This window comes from Agrobacterium vitis, from assembly GCF_037039395.1.
GTDB lineage: Bacteria > Pseudomonadota > Alphaproteobacteria > Rhizobiales > Rhizobiaceae > Allorhizobium > Allorhizobium vitis_E.
This window is the reverse complement of record NZ_CP146242.1, coordinates 367,695-382,077: the sequence shown is the minus strand read 5'-3', so window position 1 is coordinate 382,077 and position 14,383 is coordinate 367,695. Positions and strand designations below refer to the sequence as shown.

General features: G+C 58.5%; 15 protein-coding genes. 2 read left to right on the top strand and 13 right to left on the bottom strand.

The annotated features are described in order from the left end of the window. Positions 1 to 109: 109 nt before the first annotated feature. Positions 110 to 1,273 (bottom strand): alanine racemase, encoded by a 1,164-nt coding sequence (alr, locus tag V6582_RS04350; RefSeq protein WP_156634846.1) that lies wholly within the window; start codon positions 1,271 to 1,273, stop codon positions 110 to 112. Between the two features lie 155 nt (positions 1,274 to 1,428). Between alr and V6582_RS04345 the strand changes: the two genes are divergently transcribed. Both V6582_RS04345 and V6582_RS04340 read left to right on the top strand, forming a co-directional pair. Further along, positions 1,429 to 2,457 carry an IS110 family transposase gene (locus tag V6582_RS04345; protein ID WP_060718548.1) on the top strand — a complete coding sequence of 343 codons (1,029 nt, stop codon included), beginning with the start codon at positions 1,429 to 1,431 and terminating at the stop codon, positions 2,455 to 2,457. Between the two features lie 267 nt (positions 2,458 to 2,724). Then, positions 2,725 to 3,606, top strand: coding sequence for an AraC family transcriptional regulator (locus V6582_RS04340; RefSeq protein WP_156632365.1), 882 nt, complete (start codon positions 2,725 to 2,727; stop codon positions 3,604 to 3,606). 41 nt (positions 3,607 to 3,647) lie between these two features. Here the strand turns inward: V6582_RS04340 and V6582_RS04335 are convergent, their stop codons facing one another. From V6582_RS04335 to V6582_RS04280, 12 genes are all read right to left on the bottom strand, one after another. Then, positions 3,648 to 4,307, bottom strand: a complete 660-nt coding sequence (locus tag V6582_RS04335) for an amino acid ABC transporter permease (protein ID WP_156632364.1) — start codon at positions 4,305 to 4,307, stop codon at positions 3,648 to 3,650. Next, positions 4,304 to 4,975: an amino acid ABC transporter permease gene (locus V6582_RS04330; RefSeq protein WP_156632363.1), complete on the bottom strand. Its 672-nt coding sequence runs from the start codon at positions 4,973 to 4,975 to the stop codon at positions 4,304 to 4,306. Before V6582_RS04330 ends, V6582_RS04335 begins: the two co-directional genes overlap by 4 nt. Positions 4,976 to 5,090: 115 nt before the next feature. Then, positions 5,091 to 5,873 carry a transporter substrate-binding domain-containing protein gene (locus V6582_RS04325; protein WP_156632362.1) on the bottom strand — a complete coding sequence of 261 codons (783 nt, stop codon included), beginning with the start codon at positions 5,871 to 5,873 and terminating at the stop codon, positions 5,091 to 5,093. A gap of 146 nt (positions 5,874 to 6,019) precedes the next feature. Continuing rightward, positions 6,020 to 7,516 (bottom strand): replicative DNA helicase, encoded by a 1,497-nt coding sequence (locus tag V6582_RS04320; protein ID WP_156632361.1) that lies wholly within the window; start codon positions 7,514 to 7,516, stop codon positions 6,020 to 6,022. Between the two features lie 253 nt (positions 7,517 to 7,769). Beyond that, positions 7,770 to 8,345, bottom strand: a complete 576-nt coding sequence (rplI, locus tag V6582_RS04315; RefSeq protein ID WP_060715864.1) for a 50S ribosomal protein L9 — start codon at positions 8,343 to 8,345, stop codon at positions 7,770 to 7,772. 45 nt (positions 8,346 to 8,390) lie between these two features. Continuing rightward, entirely contained in the window at positions 8,391 to 9,428 is a 1,038-nt protein-coding gene (locus V6582_RS04310) for a DUF2232 domain-containing protein (protein WP_337739286.1), read from the bottom strand. 164 nt (positions 9,429 to 9,592) lie between these two features. Next, positions 9,593 to 9,841, bottom strand: coding sequence for a 30S ribosomal protein S18 (gene rpsR, locus V6582_RS04305; protein WP_015915510.1), 249 nt, complete (start codon positions 9,839 to 9,841; stop codon positions 9,593 to 9,595). Between the two features lie 12 nt (positions 9,842 to 9,853). Beyond that, a complete protein-coding gene (gene rpsF / locus V6582_RS04300) occupies positions 9,854 to 10,315 on the bottom strand; it encodes a 30S ribosomal protein S6 (protein ID WP_015915511.1) in 462 nt (153 codons plus the stop codon). Positions 10,316 to 10,620: 305 nt separating this feature from the next. Next, positions 10,621 to 10,905: a protealysin inhibitor emfourin gene (locus tag V6582_RS04295; protein WP_156632359.1), complete on the bottom strand. Its 285-nt coding sequence runs from the start codon at positions 10,903 to 10,905 to the stop codon at positions 10,621 to 10,623. A 54-nt stretch (positions 10,906 to 10,959) separates the two neighbouring features. Then, positions 10,960 to 12,003 carry a M4 family metallopeptidase gene (locus V6582_RS04290; RefSeq protein ID WP_349508918.1) on the bottom strand — a complete coding sequence of 348 codons (1,044 nt, stop codon included), beginning with the start codon at positions 12,001 to 12,003 and terminating at the stop codon, positions 10,960 to 10,962. Positions 12,004 to 12,158: 155 nt separating this feature from the next. Further along, positions 12,159 to 13,064 (bottom strand): RTX toxin, encoded by a 906-nt coding sequence (locus V6582_RS04285; RefSeq protein WP_156632357.1) that lies wholly within the window; start codon positions 13,062 to 13,064, stop codon positions 12,159 to 12,161. A gap of 156 nt (positions 13,065 to 13,220) precedes the next feature. Beyond that, positions 13,221 to 14,264, bottom strand: a complete 1,044-nt coding sequence (locus V6582_RS04280) for an aldo/keto reductase (RefSeq protein ID WP_156632356.1) — start codon at positions 14,262 to 14,264, stop codon at positions 13,221 to 13,223. Positions 14,265 to 14,383 lie beyond the last annotated feature (119 nt).

Here is a 14,383-nt window from a genome sequence, read left to right as displayed (position 1 = left end):
GAAGATTGCACCATCCCGGCATCGCGATGCGAGGGGAAGGATGAGAACAAAAAGTGAATACGTGCTATCAACTAAGAGAAATGCCGGGCCGATGCAAGGGGCTAAAGTCCTATTCGGCCTCCAGATAATGCCGCTCATAGCGCAGGCCGAGGCCGGTCAGCATTTCATAGCCGATCGTGCCTGCCGCCCGGGCGACGTCATCGATGGGCATGTTTGGCCCGAACAGTTCGATATAGTCGCCAGCGGCAATCGCTTTTTCCGGCACGTCACTGACGTCGAAGATCGTCATGTCCATGGTGATGCGGCCAACCACCGGCACCTTGTATCCGGCGATAGAGCCATAGGCCCCCGGCGATCCGGTATCGCGCAATGCCGTGCCGTGGCCTGAGAGATTGCGCAGGTAGCCATCGGCATAGCCGACGGAGGCAATGGCCAGACGGCTTTCTCTCGCCAACTTGCAGGTGGCGCCGTAGCTGACGGTTTCCCCGTTCCTGGCCTGGCGGATCTGGAGAATGCGCGCCTCGGCCTTGACCACTGGGCGCATCGGGTTGGGCAGGCCCATGACCGCTTCGCCGCCGTAAAGCGCGATGCCGGGGCGGGTGAGGTCGAAGTGGTAACCGGGGCCGAGTAAAGTTCCAGCAGAGGCTGAAAGGCTTGATTCAATTCCCTCGAAAGCCGCGCTAACCTGATGAAAAGCCTGCAATTGCTGCTGGTTCATCGGCGAGGATGGATCGTCTGCGCAGGCGAGATGGCTCAAAATCAGCACCGGTGAAAAGCTGGCCGGGCGCGAAACGTCAGTCGCCAGGAACATTGCGTCGTCCATGCTGAGGCCCAGCCGGTTGAAACCGGTATCGACATGCAGGGCGCATGGATGATCACCATGCTCGGCCACGGCCCGCATCCAGAACGCCAACTGTTCCTCACTGGCAATCACCGGCACCAGGTCATGCTCGAAAAACAGCGGTTCCATTCCTTCCCAGATCCCTGACAGTACGAAAATCCGGGCGTCCGGCGCATAGGTCCGCAAGGTCGCGCCTTCCGATGGCAGCGCCACGAAAAAATCCCGCGCACCCGCATTGTAAAGCGTCTGACCGGCATCCTCGATGCCGATTCCGTAGCCATCGGCCTTCACCACGGCACCCGCCCGCGCCTTGCCGGATCGCTGCGCCATCTCGCGCCAATTGTCGGCCAGTGCTTGCAGGTCGATTGTCACGCGCAGCGGAGCGGTCAGGAATTCATCGGAGGGGGGGATGGAAAAGGCAGGGAGGGTCATGGAAACAGCTTTTTGCGAACAATAATGGTAGCCGGACCCTATCACTTTTCTTCAAGACTGAAATGCCGGGCTGGTGTTATTGATGATGTGGACACCCCCACCACTACCGCCGAGAATATCGGCAGGGACCAATCAAACGTTGGAAAGGAAACGGGATGTCCAGGCTGACAATCGGAATCGACCTTGCAAAGAATGTCTTCCAGGTTCACGGCATTGATGACAGCAGTCGTGTCGTGATCGCTCAGAAACTCCGGCGCACACACCTTCTTGCATTCTTTGCCAAGCTGGAGCCGAGTCTGATCGGCATGGAGGCGTGCGGCTCCGCGCATCACTGGGCTCGCGAACTGACAGGCATGGGCCATGAGGTCAAGCTGATGGCGCCGGCTTATGTGAAGCCGTACGTGAAGCGGGGGAAGAACGACATGGTGGATGCCGAGGCGATCTGCGAGGCTGTGACCCGGCCGACCATGCGGTTCGTTCCAATCAAAACCGCGTCGCAGCAGTCGATCCTGATGGTGCACAAGTCGCGTGCTCTCCTCATCCGGCAGAGGACCATGCTGGTGAACGCCTTACGAGGCCATCTCACCGAGATCGGCATCGTGGCGCCGGTCGGGATCGAAAGAACGGCAGAGCTCGTCGAGCGGGTGCTCGCACACGAGCCGACAGAGCTGGACGTTCCGCCGCTCGTGACTGACATTGTCGTATCCTTGGCCAGGCAAATCGACTCCCTGACCGCCGAGGTCAGGACACTTGAAGCCAAGATACGCGAATGGCAACGAACGAGCGAAGCAGGCCGCAGGCTTGCGACGATCCCGGGCGTCGGCGTCATCACTGCCACAGCACTGGCGGCGACGGTGCCTGATGCGTCAGTCTTCAGGTCGGGGCGAGAATTTGCCGCATGGCTCGGGCTGACGCCACGATCGAATTCGTCTGGAGGAAAAGAGCGCCTCGGCAGGATCACGAAGGCCGGGAACCGATATCTGCGAACGCTGCTGATCGTCGGCGCGACAGCCGTCCTCAGGCATGTCAGGCATAAGATGCACGGGCCGCTCATCGAGTGGGTCAGGAAATTGTTGTTAACGAAGCCCCCGCGCCTGACGACCGTGGCGCTGGCGAACAAGATGGCGCGGATCGCATGGGCCGTGATGACTCGGCAGACGGTATACACAAACGCCATCGCATAGAAACCGACGCACCAGCGTCACCGAGTTCGGAGGGCCTGCCAGACGATCGTGATGAATACCGGTTCCGCCGGGGATCAGGACAACCCGTTCGCGAGACTGCATCTGCAGAATGCGCTTTTTTGATTGGGACCATGATCCGCGGATTTCATCAAGGCCCGCGGCCGTTCGGCCGATCATCAGAGAGGCCGGACATATGCGAGCAGCCAGCCGGGTTCAAAAAGATCAGAAGAAAGGCTTGACCGAGGGGGTGTCCACATATGTCTGGCGATGAACATGCTTTCACCGGTTTCCACCAGCCCTGCGTCAGCGCCCATCCGCGAGCAGACCCGCTTCTGGCGGGATGCCCGGTTTGGCGGCATGGATTGCATGAGTGCGACCTTCATCACTCACCGGTTTTCCCCGCATGCCCATGAGCATTTCGGTATTGGCGCCATGGAGACCGGGCAGAAAATTGCCACCATCCGTGGCTGCCGTCGGATGTGCGGGCCGGGCGATCTCTATCTGATCAATCCGGAGGAGATCCATGATGGCGGTTCGGCGGGCGGGGTTTACCGATACCGGATGATCTATCCGTCGGTCGCCATTCTGCGGGAACTGCTGGAGGACATAGGTGAACGACCTTCCAGCGGCACGCCATCATTCCCGCAGCAGATGGTCAGCGATCCCGCGCTTGCGCTTGTTTTTAACCGGATGCACCGGCGGATGGAGGACGCGAGAGACGCCTTGGAAGCGGAGGAGGGGATGTTGGAGGTTCTTGCCGCTCTCTTCGCCCGTCATGGGAAGGTCTGCCATGGGTCTGTTGGCCAGAAAGCTGGCTTTGCGCGCGCGGGCAAGGTCCCTGATAAGGCCATGAGCCGGGTGCGGGACTATCTTGATGCCTATTTCGCTGAGGACATTGGCCTGGAACACATAGCTGACCTTGTTGGCTGTAGCCGAGCGCATCTCATCCGCAGTTTTCGCGCCACCTATCACATCACGCCGCATGCCTATCTGACATTCCGGCGCATTCGTGAGGCCGAACATATGCTGGTGAAAGATGCTGCGCCTGCCGACGTTGCCTTTGCCTGCGGCTTTGCCGATCAGGCGCATTTTACCCGCAATTTCAAGGCGCGGACGGGAATGACCCCGGCGCAATTTCGCCGGGGATAAAAGCCGGATGAAATCAATGCCCCTGATTCAATGCCTGCGAGTCAATGTCCGACGGGCGCCGCGCCGAAACGGCGTTCCAGATATTTGGAGTAGCGCGACAGCGGGTAGCAGATGGCGAAATAGAACAGCGCGACCAAGCCATAGACGGTGAAGGGCTGAAAAGTGGCATTGGTGACGATGGTGCCAGCCTTCGACAATTCGACAAAGCCGATGATCGAGGTCAGGGCCGTGCCTTTGACCACCTGAACCGAAAAACCCGCCGTCGGGGGAATGGCGATCCGCATGGCCTGCGGCAGGATGATCAGCCGCATCTGCTGACGATAGGTGAGAGCCAGGCTGGTGCCCGCTTCCCACTGGCCCTTCGGCACGGCTTCGACGCAGCCGCGCCAGATCTCGGTCAGGAAAGCCGAGGTCCAGCAGGTCAGCGCCACACCGGCAGCGAGCCAGGCGGGAACGTCGATACCGAACAGGCCGAGACCGAAAAAGGCGATGAACAACTGCATCAGCAGCGGCGTGCCCTGGAAAAACTCGATGAAGCCACGCGCGAAGATTCGGGGCATGCGCTGTTTGGTAATGCGCAACATCAAGACCACCAGTCCCAATGCGCCGCCGGACAGGAAGGATACCAGTGATAGAACCAGGGTCCAGCGGGCAGCCAGCAACAGATTACGGGCCATATCCCAGAGGGTGAACTCAATCATCGGGTCACCCCTTTCGGAAATATCTGCCGTCCGAGCAGCGCCAGCAATTGCCGAAGGCCGATGGCCAGCACCAGATAGAGAGCGGTGGAGATCATGTAGGCTTCAAAGGCCCGGAAGGTGCGCGACTGGATGAAATTGGCGGCAAAGGTCAGGTCTTCGGCGGCAATCTGTGACACGACGGCGGAACCGAGCATAACGATGACCAGCTGCGACGATAGCGCCGGCCAGATGCGTTGCAGGGCTGGAACCAGAATGATCAGCCGGAAGGTTTGCAGCGGTCGAAGCGCCAGCGCGGTCCCGGCCTCGAACTGGCCTTTCGGGGTTGCCTCGATGCCAGCCCGGATGATTTCGCAGCTATAGGCACCGAGATTGATGATCATCGCCAGATTGGCGGCTTCCATCTCGGAGAGCCTCAGCCCGGTGGAGGGTAGGCCGAAAAAGATGAAGAACAGCTGGATCAGGAAGGGCGTATTGCGGATCAGTTCCACATAGGCGGCAACCGGTGGCTTGATCCATTTCGGTCCCAAGGCCCGCGCCCAGGCGCAGGCGATGCCGAAGGCAATGCCGACGACGCCACCGACCAGTGTCAGTTCGACCGTCACCCCGACCCCTTTGAGGATGATCGGATAGTATTCGCCAAACCAGCTGAAATCGAAAATATAATGCATGATGAAACCTGCTGGCAAAGCGAGGGTATTCGGCTTTGCTGCCGTATCTGGCCTGCACAATCACCTCAGCCGTCAGGGCTGCGGTGATTGTGCAGGAAATGGTTATACCGTCCGATTAGAGATCGGCGGGAAGCGGGGCGCCCAACCATTTTTCGGAAATCTTGCTCAGCGAGCCATCGGCCTTTGCTTCGGCGATAATCGCATTGAGCTTTTCCGTCAGCGCCGGTTCGTTCTTGTTGAAGCCGATGAAGCAGGGTGAATTCTTGATCAGGAACTTGGGCTCCGGACGCTTCGGTGGGTTCTTGGCGAGGATAGCGGCAGCGACGACATTGCCGGTGGCAACCGCATCGACCTGACCGGAAAGGAAGGCGGAAATTGTGCCGTTATTATCCTCATAGCGCTTGATAGTGGCGTCGGAGGGCGCAACCTTGGTCAGTTCCAGATCCTCGACCGCGCCACGGGTGACGCCGACCGACTTGCCCGACAGATCGGCAGCGGACTTGATGGCGGTGTCGGCGGGTGCAAACACGCCATTGTAGAAAGGCGCATAGGCGGTGGAGAAATCCACGACCTTTTCACGGTCCGGGTTCTTGCCGAGGCTGGAAATCACCAGATCGACCTTGTTGGTCTGCAAATAGGGAATGCGGTTGGCGCTGGTAACAGGCACCAGTTCCAGCTTGACGCCCAGTTTTTTGGCAATCAGGGCTGCGGTATCGATGTCATATCCGACGGGCTGCATGTCGGGGCCGACGCTGCCAAATGGCGGAAAGTCCTGTGGCACCGCCACTTTCAGCGTACCCCGGGTGGTAATGTCGCTCAGCGCATCGGCATGGGCCGGCAGCACGGCGGCAAAGGTGGCAAGGGAAAGGCCAAGGGCAAGCAGGGTACGACGATGCATAGGATGCTCCGGGTTGATGTTGCTCCTCAGAAAGCAATTGCTATGCCACTATGCAAAAAGCCGCCTGGAAAAGGCGGCTCTTGGTTCTGTCTGTATTGACGGTGTGCATTTGCGCAAAGTTTAAGCATGCTCCGCGCAAAGCATGGTCAGGTTTCCTCGTAAGGCGTGAAGCTCGGATCGGCGAGATCAGCAAAGCGGGTAAACTGCGCCTGGAAGGCCAGTTTGACGGTGCCGGTCGGTCCGTGACGTTGCTTGGCGATGATCACGTCCGCCGTGCCGCGTACTTTTTCCATCTGGGCTTCCCATTCGGGATATTTTGGGTCGCCCTGGTCGCGGGGTTCGAGGTTCTGCACATAATATTCCTCGCGGAACACGAACATCACCACGTCGGCGTCCTGCTCGATCGAGCCTGATTCGCGAAGGTCGGAGAGCTGAGGACGCTTGTCGTCGCGGCTTTCCACCTGACGCGACAGCTGCGACAGCGCGACGATTGGCACGTTCAGCTCCTTGCCGAGCGCTTTGAGGCCGGTGGTGATCTGGGTGATTTCCTGGACGCGGTTTTCCCCTGACTTGCCCGAGCCGGTCATCAGCTGAATATAGTCCACGACAAGACAATCGAGGCCACGCTGGCGCTTCAGGCGGCGGGCACGGGCAGAAAGCTGGGCGATGGAAATACCACCTGTCTGGTCGATGAACAGCGGTACCTTCTGCATGGTCTGGGAAAAGCCGACCAGCTTTTCGAAATCCTGTTCGGTAATATCGCCACGGCGGATTTTCGAGGAGGACACTTCGGTCTGCTCGGACATGATACGGGTGGCGAGTTGTTCGGACGACATTTCGAGCGAATAGAAGCCGACCACGCCGCCATTCTTGGCTTTGAACGACCCGTCCGGCTGCACTTCCGGCTCGTAGGATGCGGCGATGTTCCAGGCGATATTGGTGGCGAGCGACGTCTTACCCATGCCGGGACGTCCAGCCAGGACGATCAAGTCGGAGCGCTGCAAACCGCCCATCTTGCTGTCGAGTGAATGAATGCCGGTGGAAATGCCGGACAAATGACCATCGCGCTCGAACGCGGCGCCTGCCATATCGACGGCCTGGGCCACGGCATCGTTGAAGGACTGGAACCCGCCGTCATAGCGGCCGTTCTCGGCGAGATCGAACAAACGCCGCTCGGTATCTTCGATCTGCGCCTGCGGCGGCATGTCGAGCGGTGCGTCGAAGGCGATATTCACCATGTCTTCGCCGATGGTGATCAGCGCGCGTCGCAGAGCCAGATCGTAGATCGCCCGTCCATAGTCCTCGGCATTGATGATCGACACGGCTTCAGACGCCAGCCGGGCCAAATATCGGGCAATGGTGAAATCGCCAATCATCTGGTCGGAGGGCAGGAAGGTCTTGATCGTCACCGGATTGGCGGTCTTGCCCATGCGGATAATGTCGGAGGCGACCTCGTAGATCTTCCGATGCAGGCCCTCATGAAAATGTGCGGGTTTGAGAAAATCCGAGACACGATAATAGGCATCGTTATTGACAAGAATGGCGCCAAGCAAAGCCTGTTCTGCCTCGATATTGTTCGGGGCTTCCCGGTAATGGGGCTCTGCCGGCTGGGCAGGATTTAACCTGCGCGCAACATCGTTCATGGGCTTTATCCGTTCTCTTTCGCTGGAACCCGCATTCCTAGCGATCCTGTGGGGCGGTTAAAGGGCGCATTGCGATAAACACAGTAGTTCACAGGCCTGATGCGCCAGGGCAGAAAAAAACATGCTGACCCTGCTTTTTCCATTGACTGTGGCATGGAGCGACTCAGTTCTGTGAACATCTATTTTAGCCCGATCCGCACAAAAAAACGCCCGGAAAATCCGGGCGTTTTTTCAATCGATAATGATGAATATCTTATTCGTCGTCGCCATCGCGGTCGGCATCCGGATCGAAGAAGTCTTCCGGACGCAGCGCGTCTTCGTCCACGCCGTAGATGGCGTCGGCGGAGGTGAGGCTTTCGCCCTTGGCCTGGCGCTCGGCTTCTTCAGCGGAACGAGCAACGTTGATTTCGATGCTGATTTCAACTTCGGCATGCAGGTGCATGGTAACGTTGTGCAGGCCGATGGTCTTGATCGGGTTGTTCAGCTCGACCTGGTTGCGCGAAACGGTAAAGCCTTCGGCAGCCAGAGCTTCGATGATGTCACGAGCCGCAACCGAACCGTAGAGCTGGCCGGTTTCGCCAGCCGAACGGACGACGATGAACGACTTGCCGTTCAGAACGTCGGCAACGGTCTGGGCTTCGGACTTGCGCTCGAGGTTGCGGGCTTCGAGGGTGGCGCGCTCGGCGTCGAAACGGGCCTTGTTGGCGGCGTTGGCGCGCAGTGCCTTGCCGGTTGGCAGCAGGTAGTTACGGGCAAAGCCGTCGCGAACCTTAACCACTTCGCCCATCTGGCCAAGCTTGGCGATGCGCTCGAGAAGAATGACTTGCATGCTATGTTCCTTTCAATTCAAGTTGGGCAATTCAAGTTTGGAAGCTCATGTTTCGGGTGTGTTGCCGTCATCGGACTTGCTGTCTGAATCAGGTTTGCGACCCGCATCGGGTTTGCCGTCCGCATCGGGCTTTCCTGTTGTCCTCGGTGGGGTGAGGGCAACGGTCCGCCGTGTATCGATGAGGCCGAGAATGACAATGAAGAAGGCCGGAAAGGCCAGAAGAGACGCCATATAGGTGAGGATCAGCGCCGGTACGCGCCATTCCTTGCCACGGGTGCGTTGATGCAGCGATGCAAAACCGCCGAGCAGAAAGCCTGCCCCGAATGTGCCGCAGACAGTTGCGCCGATCAGGGCCGGAACGCCGCCGATAAAGCAGGCGACGATGCCGGCCAGGAAGATGAACGGCGCATTGCGGTTCATGCGCAGCGCCGAGGGAATATCTTCGCGCGGACGCAGCGCATTGCCTGAGGCAGCAACGATCCGGCTTGCCAGGTAATAGGCGGCAAACAGCATGATGACCCACATGCCACCCTGCACGATCGGCAGGGTCAGCAGCATGGTGGACTTGATCCCGGCGGTGCTGCCCATGGTGGCGGCAACGGTCGGATCGCGATCGGTCAGCGTCTGCATCAACGCATCGATCATGGTGCCGACCAGTTCAGCATCATAGCCGATCATCACACCGAGGAAGATAACGCCGATACAGACCAATCCGCAGAGATGCATGAGGATATCCGACAAGGGATACCAGGCGAGCAGCTTGTCCGGGCCGCCGATTTCAGACGCCGGGCGGGCGAGATTGGCGAGATGGCTGATCCAGCCGGCTGGCAGAAGGGTAAATACGGCCATGGCGCAGGCAAACAGCGGCGAGACCGCCAGCGCGCCAGCAAAGGCTGCGGTAACGATGGCGACGATGGCGGGAACATTGCCCCAGCGCAGGCCGACAATCATCACGGGCAGGGCGGATGCCGCATAGAAAACAGAAGAAAAAGACGGTTGTGCATTGGCCGCCAGCACCAAAAAGATGGCGGTCACGCCGGCGAGAAAGCCGGTCAGCAGCAATTTTCCGTCCAATTGTTTCACGTCGCTGTCCTGCGCCTGGCAGTTAGAGGGCGATACCGGCAAGCGGCCTGCACCTCAACATGGGATTTATCCGTTCCGATCCACGCCCATCGCGGAAGGGAGACGGCCCCCGAAAACGGGAGCCGCAAAGTCACGTCAGCTTAGATTAAGCAACGACGCCCAAATTACGCAACGACGTAAGGCAGCAGGCCGAGGAAGCGGGCGCGCTTGATGGCCTTGGCCAGCTCGCGCTGCTTCTTCTGCGAAACAGCCGTGATCCGCGAGGGAACGATCTTGCCGCGCTCGGAAATGTAGCGCTGCAGCAGACGCACGTCCTTGTAGTCGATCTTCGGAGCGTTGGCGCCGGAGAAGGGGCAGGTCTTGCGACGGCGATGGAACGGACGACGAACCGTGGAAGAGGAAACTTCAGCCATAGTCAAATCTCCTTATGCGCGATCTTCGCGCGGACGGCGCGGACGATCACCAAAGCTTTCACGGCCACCTTCACGGGGACCACGATCACCACGATCACCGCGGTCGCCACGATCCGGACGGTCGCCATCGCGGCGCGGACGGTCGTCGCGGTCGCGCTTCTGCATCATGGCAGACGGGCCTTCTTCGTGGGCTTCAACGGCGATGGTCATGTAACGAAGAACGTCTTCGTTGATGCGCATCTGACGCTCGACTTCGTGCACGGCAGCAGCCGGAGCATCGATGTCCATGAGAGCGTAGTGAGCCTTGCGGTTCTTGTTGATACGGTAGGTCAGGGACTTCAGGCCCCAGTTTTCTACGCGCCCGACTTTGCCGCCATTTGCTTCGATAACACCCTTGTATTGTTCTACGAGGGCATCAACCTGCTGTGCGGACATATCCTGCCGGGCAAGGAATACATGTTCATAAAGAGCCATGATAGCTTTGCCTTTCTTGCTGTGATCATCACCCGGATCGGCGCTAAGCCTCAACGACTGCTCCTGAACGGGCATGGCCCGGGGCAAGAAAAGCGTTGTACGAGACGGTCGAGAGCGGAGACACGGGAGGCCGAAACGCTTTTCGTTTCTGACGGCAAAACAAGTCTGCCGGCCCTCCGTTCAGCCACCAGCCAAAAGACCGGGTGTTGCGAACAGCGGGCTTATAGCTGGTTTCAGCCGGAAAGCAAGCAAAAAGCTGGGGAAACCTATCGGTTGTGCACCGAGGCATTCTTATGTGGGCGATCTTACCGGAGCCGATCCTTGACAGCGGCCTTGATTTCATCCGGCACCAGGCTTTCAGGCACTTCCACGGATTGGTCGCCGAAACGTGACGGCCAGACGATGCGATAGCGAAAGCCATCCGTCACGGCGGCTGTTTGAGGCACAGACTGCCGGAAAAACTCTTCGATCAGCTGTTTTTCGGCCGCGCTCAGCTTTTCGACGGCGCAGACCCCATCGCTGCGCAGTGCCGATCTTGCGCCGCCGAAGCCTGCAAAGCCGCCCGTTTTTTCAAGAATGAGTTCATCCATGCGCTTTTGACCTTTACGGTCTTTATCAATGTCGCCGTGACCTTGGCAAACACATCAGACCGAAGCATTTTGCAGTCCCACATCGCTCCAGGCGGTATCGAGCGCTTCAGCGAGCGATCCGTCTCCCGGATAAAGTCTGGCAGTTCCGGCCCGGGTCGCCTCCGCAAATTCCGCCATGGTCATATCCGGGTTGCTGCCATTGCGAGTGAGCGCATCATACCATATCTGCCCGGCCTTGTCCCAGCTTTTGCCGCCGATGCGGGTGGCTGCCAGATAAAAGGCGCGGTTGGCGATGCCGCTGCTCTCGTGTGGGTCCATGCCATCGCGGTAATCGCTGAAATGGCTGATCTGCTCGGCCATGCAATGGGATGCTTGCGGATTGGCCATGTCGCGCAGGCAGGTATATTTCTGCCGCGCGGCTGAGCCAAGAATGTCGTTGCCGATCAGCCAATCGGCCTCATCGGCACTCTGGCCTTTCGTCCATTGCTTGAACATGCTGCCGAATACATCCGACAAGCTCTCATTCAGCCCGCCCGGCTGGTTTTCATAGTCAAGTCCCAAAGTATATTGGGTGATGCCATGGGTCAGTTCATGGCCAACCACATCGGCGCTCTCGCAAAACGGGGTGAAAATTTCCCCGTCACCATCGCCATAGGCCATTTGCGAGCCGTTCCAGAAGGCGTTGTTATAGTCCTTGCCGTAATGGACCGAAGACAGGATGGTCATGCCATTGCCGTCGATGGAATTGCGCTTGAAGACGCTGCTGTAGAATTCCTCGACCCCGCTCGTGGTGTCGAATGTGGTCTTCACCTGGGCGTCCGTTGAAGAACCGGGATTGACGATCTGCACGCCGGGAAGGGTCATGCCGTTATTGCAGGTATAGACCGGGATGTCCGGTGCCTGGGCCACGGTCACGGAAAACGCCCGAAAAGGCCGCTTGGCGATGGTCAGTTGTCGGGCGCTGTCTCGAAACTGGCGCACTTGATGGTCGTGATGCATGGTTTCCTGTAACCGCTCGCGGACGGCGGCTGGAAAATCCTGGTCATGTGACAGGGCAATCAGCACTTTTTCGGGAATGATTTGGCAATAGCGGCACATGGCAACCTCCATGATTGATCAGATTTCCACCGAGGGGAGTATAAAGTGTCGTTAAAATTTATTCGGGAAAACGATCAGGGCGCCAGCAGGTTCCATGCCCTGCCAGACAAAGTCGCGGGCAAGCAGGGGAGATCACACAATCTTGGGAAAAGCGATCAGGCTGATTTGATCTGGAGGATCAGGTGGCCATCATGATTGGCAAATGCAAAGCTTGGGGTGGGGCCTTTGGCCGCCGCGCCGTCAAAGGTCACGGTCATCTTGTCGGACGACCCTGCAAAGGTCAGGATCAGGCTATTGGTGCCAGCGGTGACGGTGATATCGCTTTGTTGAAATCCGCCCAATCGAAGAGAGAGTGGCCCATCCGTGGTCACGCTGTCCTGACCGTCGCCAGCGGCAAAGGCATATTCGGCCACGCTATTGCTGCCGGGTGTTTGGTTGATGGTCACCGTATCATTGCCGGTTCCGCCAGAGGCGAAAATGCGGCTGCCTTCGAGATACATTGTATCGTCGCCAGCTCCGCCATCTATATTGGCAAGCGTGTCACCGGAGGCTTTGATCGTGTCGTTACCGTCGCCGCCGCTTACAGTCATGATCAGCGATCCGGTTAACTGGATGTCGTCATCACCGGCTCCGCCGTCGATCTCCGAGAGCAGGGCGGCGCTAGCCTTCACGCTGTCCTTGCCCTCGCCAAGTGCAATTCCCGCAATGGCGGCACTTTTGGCCACCAGGCTGTCGTCGCCATTGCCGGTCTCGACCTGATAGACGCCGCGGCCGGTAAAGGTCAGGCTGTCATTGCTTTCCGTGCCGGTGACGCTGGTAATATAGCCAAGGCTTTCGCTGACATCGGCCTGGTCGGCGCTGCCGCTATCGCCAAGGCTGAGAATTTCGATGATGCGGGCCAGTGCCCTTTGCCCGGCACTGTCGGAGACTGTGCCACGATCAGATTGGCTATGGCCAGTGTTTGTCGTTGTGGCAGGCTTGGCCGCGCTGTTGCCGGAAAACAGCTGGCTTGCATAGGCCACGGCATTTGGGTCGCGATAGAAACTGTTGATGCTGCTCATGTGCGCTCTCCGTGCCCGGTACGAGCCACAAGATAAGAGCACACTTATATATAAAGGAGTGTAAAGCCAGCCTTGCTTGAAAACGCGGTGAGCAAGCCGTTAACGATAAAGGGGCCGGAAATATCCAGCCCCTAGGTCACTTGCGTAGTTATTGTCTCAGATCGGCATGGGATATTGCCGGTAAATCGCGGCAATGCCCTTCATTACTTCGTCAGACAGGGTGATGTCGGCAGCGCCAATATTGGTTTTCAGCTGCTCCATGCTGGTCGCGCCAATAATAACCGAGGCCATGAAGGGACGGGTCAGGCAGAAGGCCAGCGCCATTTGCGACGGGTCGAGGCCATGCTGCTTCGCCAGTTCCAGATAGGCGCGGGTAGCGGGCTCCTGATGGGGTGTCAGACGGCCACCGATATCGCCGTTGATTGAGCCGCGTGATCCGGCGGGCTTGGCGCCACCGAGATATTTGCCGCTCAGGATGCCGCCAGCCAGTGGCGAATAGGACAGCAGCCCGACCTGTTCGTGGTGGGACAGTTCCGCCATGTCGAGATCGTGCGGACGGTAAAGCAGGTTATATTCGTTCTGCACGCTGGCGACGCGCGGCAGGCCTTTTTGCTCGGCGATATCCAGAAATTTCTGGGTGCCCCAGGTGGTTTCGTTCGACAGGCCAATGGCGCGGATCTTTCCGGCGGTGACGCAGTCCTGCAAAGCCTCGAGCTTTTCGGTAATTTCGGCCAGCACCTGGACGCGGTCCTGGTTGGACGGATCATAGCCCCAGACACCACGGAAATGATAATGACCACGATTGGGCCAATGAATTTGATAGAGGTCGATATAATCGGTTTTCAGCCGCATCAAGCTGGCATCGACCGCCTCGCGGATCGTGTCGGCATTGATCGGCGCACCACCCCGGATATAGGGCCGTCCGGCCCCTGCAACCTTGGTTGCGAGCACCACATCCTTGCGTTTTCCGGTTTTTTCAAACCATAGGCCGATCAGTTTCTCGGTGTCCGTATAGGTTTCGGCAGAGAGTGGCGTGGTGGGATAAAGCTCAGCGGTGTCAAAGAAATTCACGCCCTTATCAAGGGCATAGTCCATTTGTGCGAAGGCGTCTTCCTTGGTATTCTGGCTTCCCCAGGTCATGGTGCCGAGGCAGATTGAGGAGACGGACATATCCGTGCGGCCAAGCCTGTTATATTTCATGGTCTATGGTCCAGGTTTTGAAAAAGCTCTTTGCGAGCAGGGAGGGATCGAGGCGGAATGTAGAGGGAATTTTCCGATCCGCAAGACCCGCCAATGCACCTCCAAAGCCTGTGACTTCA

Excerpts from the sequence above, each read along its gene's own strand:
- V6582_RS04295 (WP_156632359.1), bottom strand. The coding sequence starts at position 10,905 with ATGGATGAACTCATTCTTGAAAAAACGGGCGGCTTTGCAGGCTTCGGC.
- V6582_RS04280 (WP_156632356.1), bottom strand. The coding sequence starts at position 14,264 with ATGAAATATAACAGGCTTGGCCGCACGGATATGTCCGTCTCCTCAATC.
- V6582_RS04345 (WP_060718548.1), top strand. The coding sequence starts at position 1,429 with ATGTCCAGGCTGACAATCGGAATCGACCTTGCAAAGAATGTCTTCCAG.
- rplI (WP_060715864.1), bottom strand. The coding sequence starts at position 8,345 with ATGCAAGTCATTCTTCTCGAGCGCATCGCCAAGCTTGGCCAGATGGGC.
- V6582_RS04320 (WP_156632361.1), bottom strand. The coding sequence starts at position 7,516 with ATGAACGATGTTGCGCGCAGGTTAAATCCTGCCCAGCCGGCAGAGCCC.
- rpsF (WP_015915511.1), bottom strand. The coding sequence starts at position 10,315 with ATGGCTCTTTATGAACATGTATTCCTTGCCCGGCAGGATATGTCCGCA.
- V6582_RS04290 (WP_349508918.1), bottom strand. The coding sequence starts at position 12,003 with ATGTGCCGCTATTGCCAAATCATTCCCGAAAAAGTGCTGATTGCCCTG.
- V6582_RS04325 (WP_156632362.1), bottom strand. The coding sequence starts at position 5,873 with ATGCATCGTCGTACCCTGCTTGCCCTTGGCCTTTCCCTTGCCACCTTT.
- rpsR (WP_015915510.1), bottom strand. The coding sequence starts at position 9,841 with ATGGCTGAAGTTTCCTCTTCCACGGTTCGTCGTCCGTTCCATCGCCGT.
- V6582_RS04340 (WP_156632365.1), top strand. The coding sequence starts at position 2,725 with ATGAACATGCTTTCACCGGTTTCCACCAGCCCTGCGTCAGCGCCCATC.
- V6582_RS04335 (WP_156632364.1), bottom strand. The coding sequence starts at position 4,307 with ATGATTGAGTTCACCCTCTGGGATATGGCCCGTAATCTGTTGCTGGCT.
- V6582_RS04330 (WP_156632363.1), bottom strand. The coding sequence starts at position 4,975 with ATGCATTATATTTTCGATTTCAGCTGGTTTGGCGAATACTATCCGATC.
- V6582_RS04285 (WP_156632357.1), bottom strand. The coding sequence starts at position 13,064 with ATGAGCAGCATCAACAGTTTCTATCGCGACCCAAATGCCGTGGCCTAT.
- alr (WP_156634846.1), bottom strand. The coding sequence starts at position 1,273 with ATGACCCTCCCTGCCTTTTCCATCCCCCCCTCCGATGAATTCCTGACC.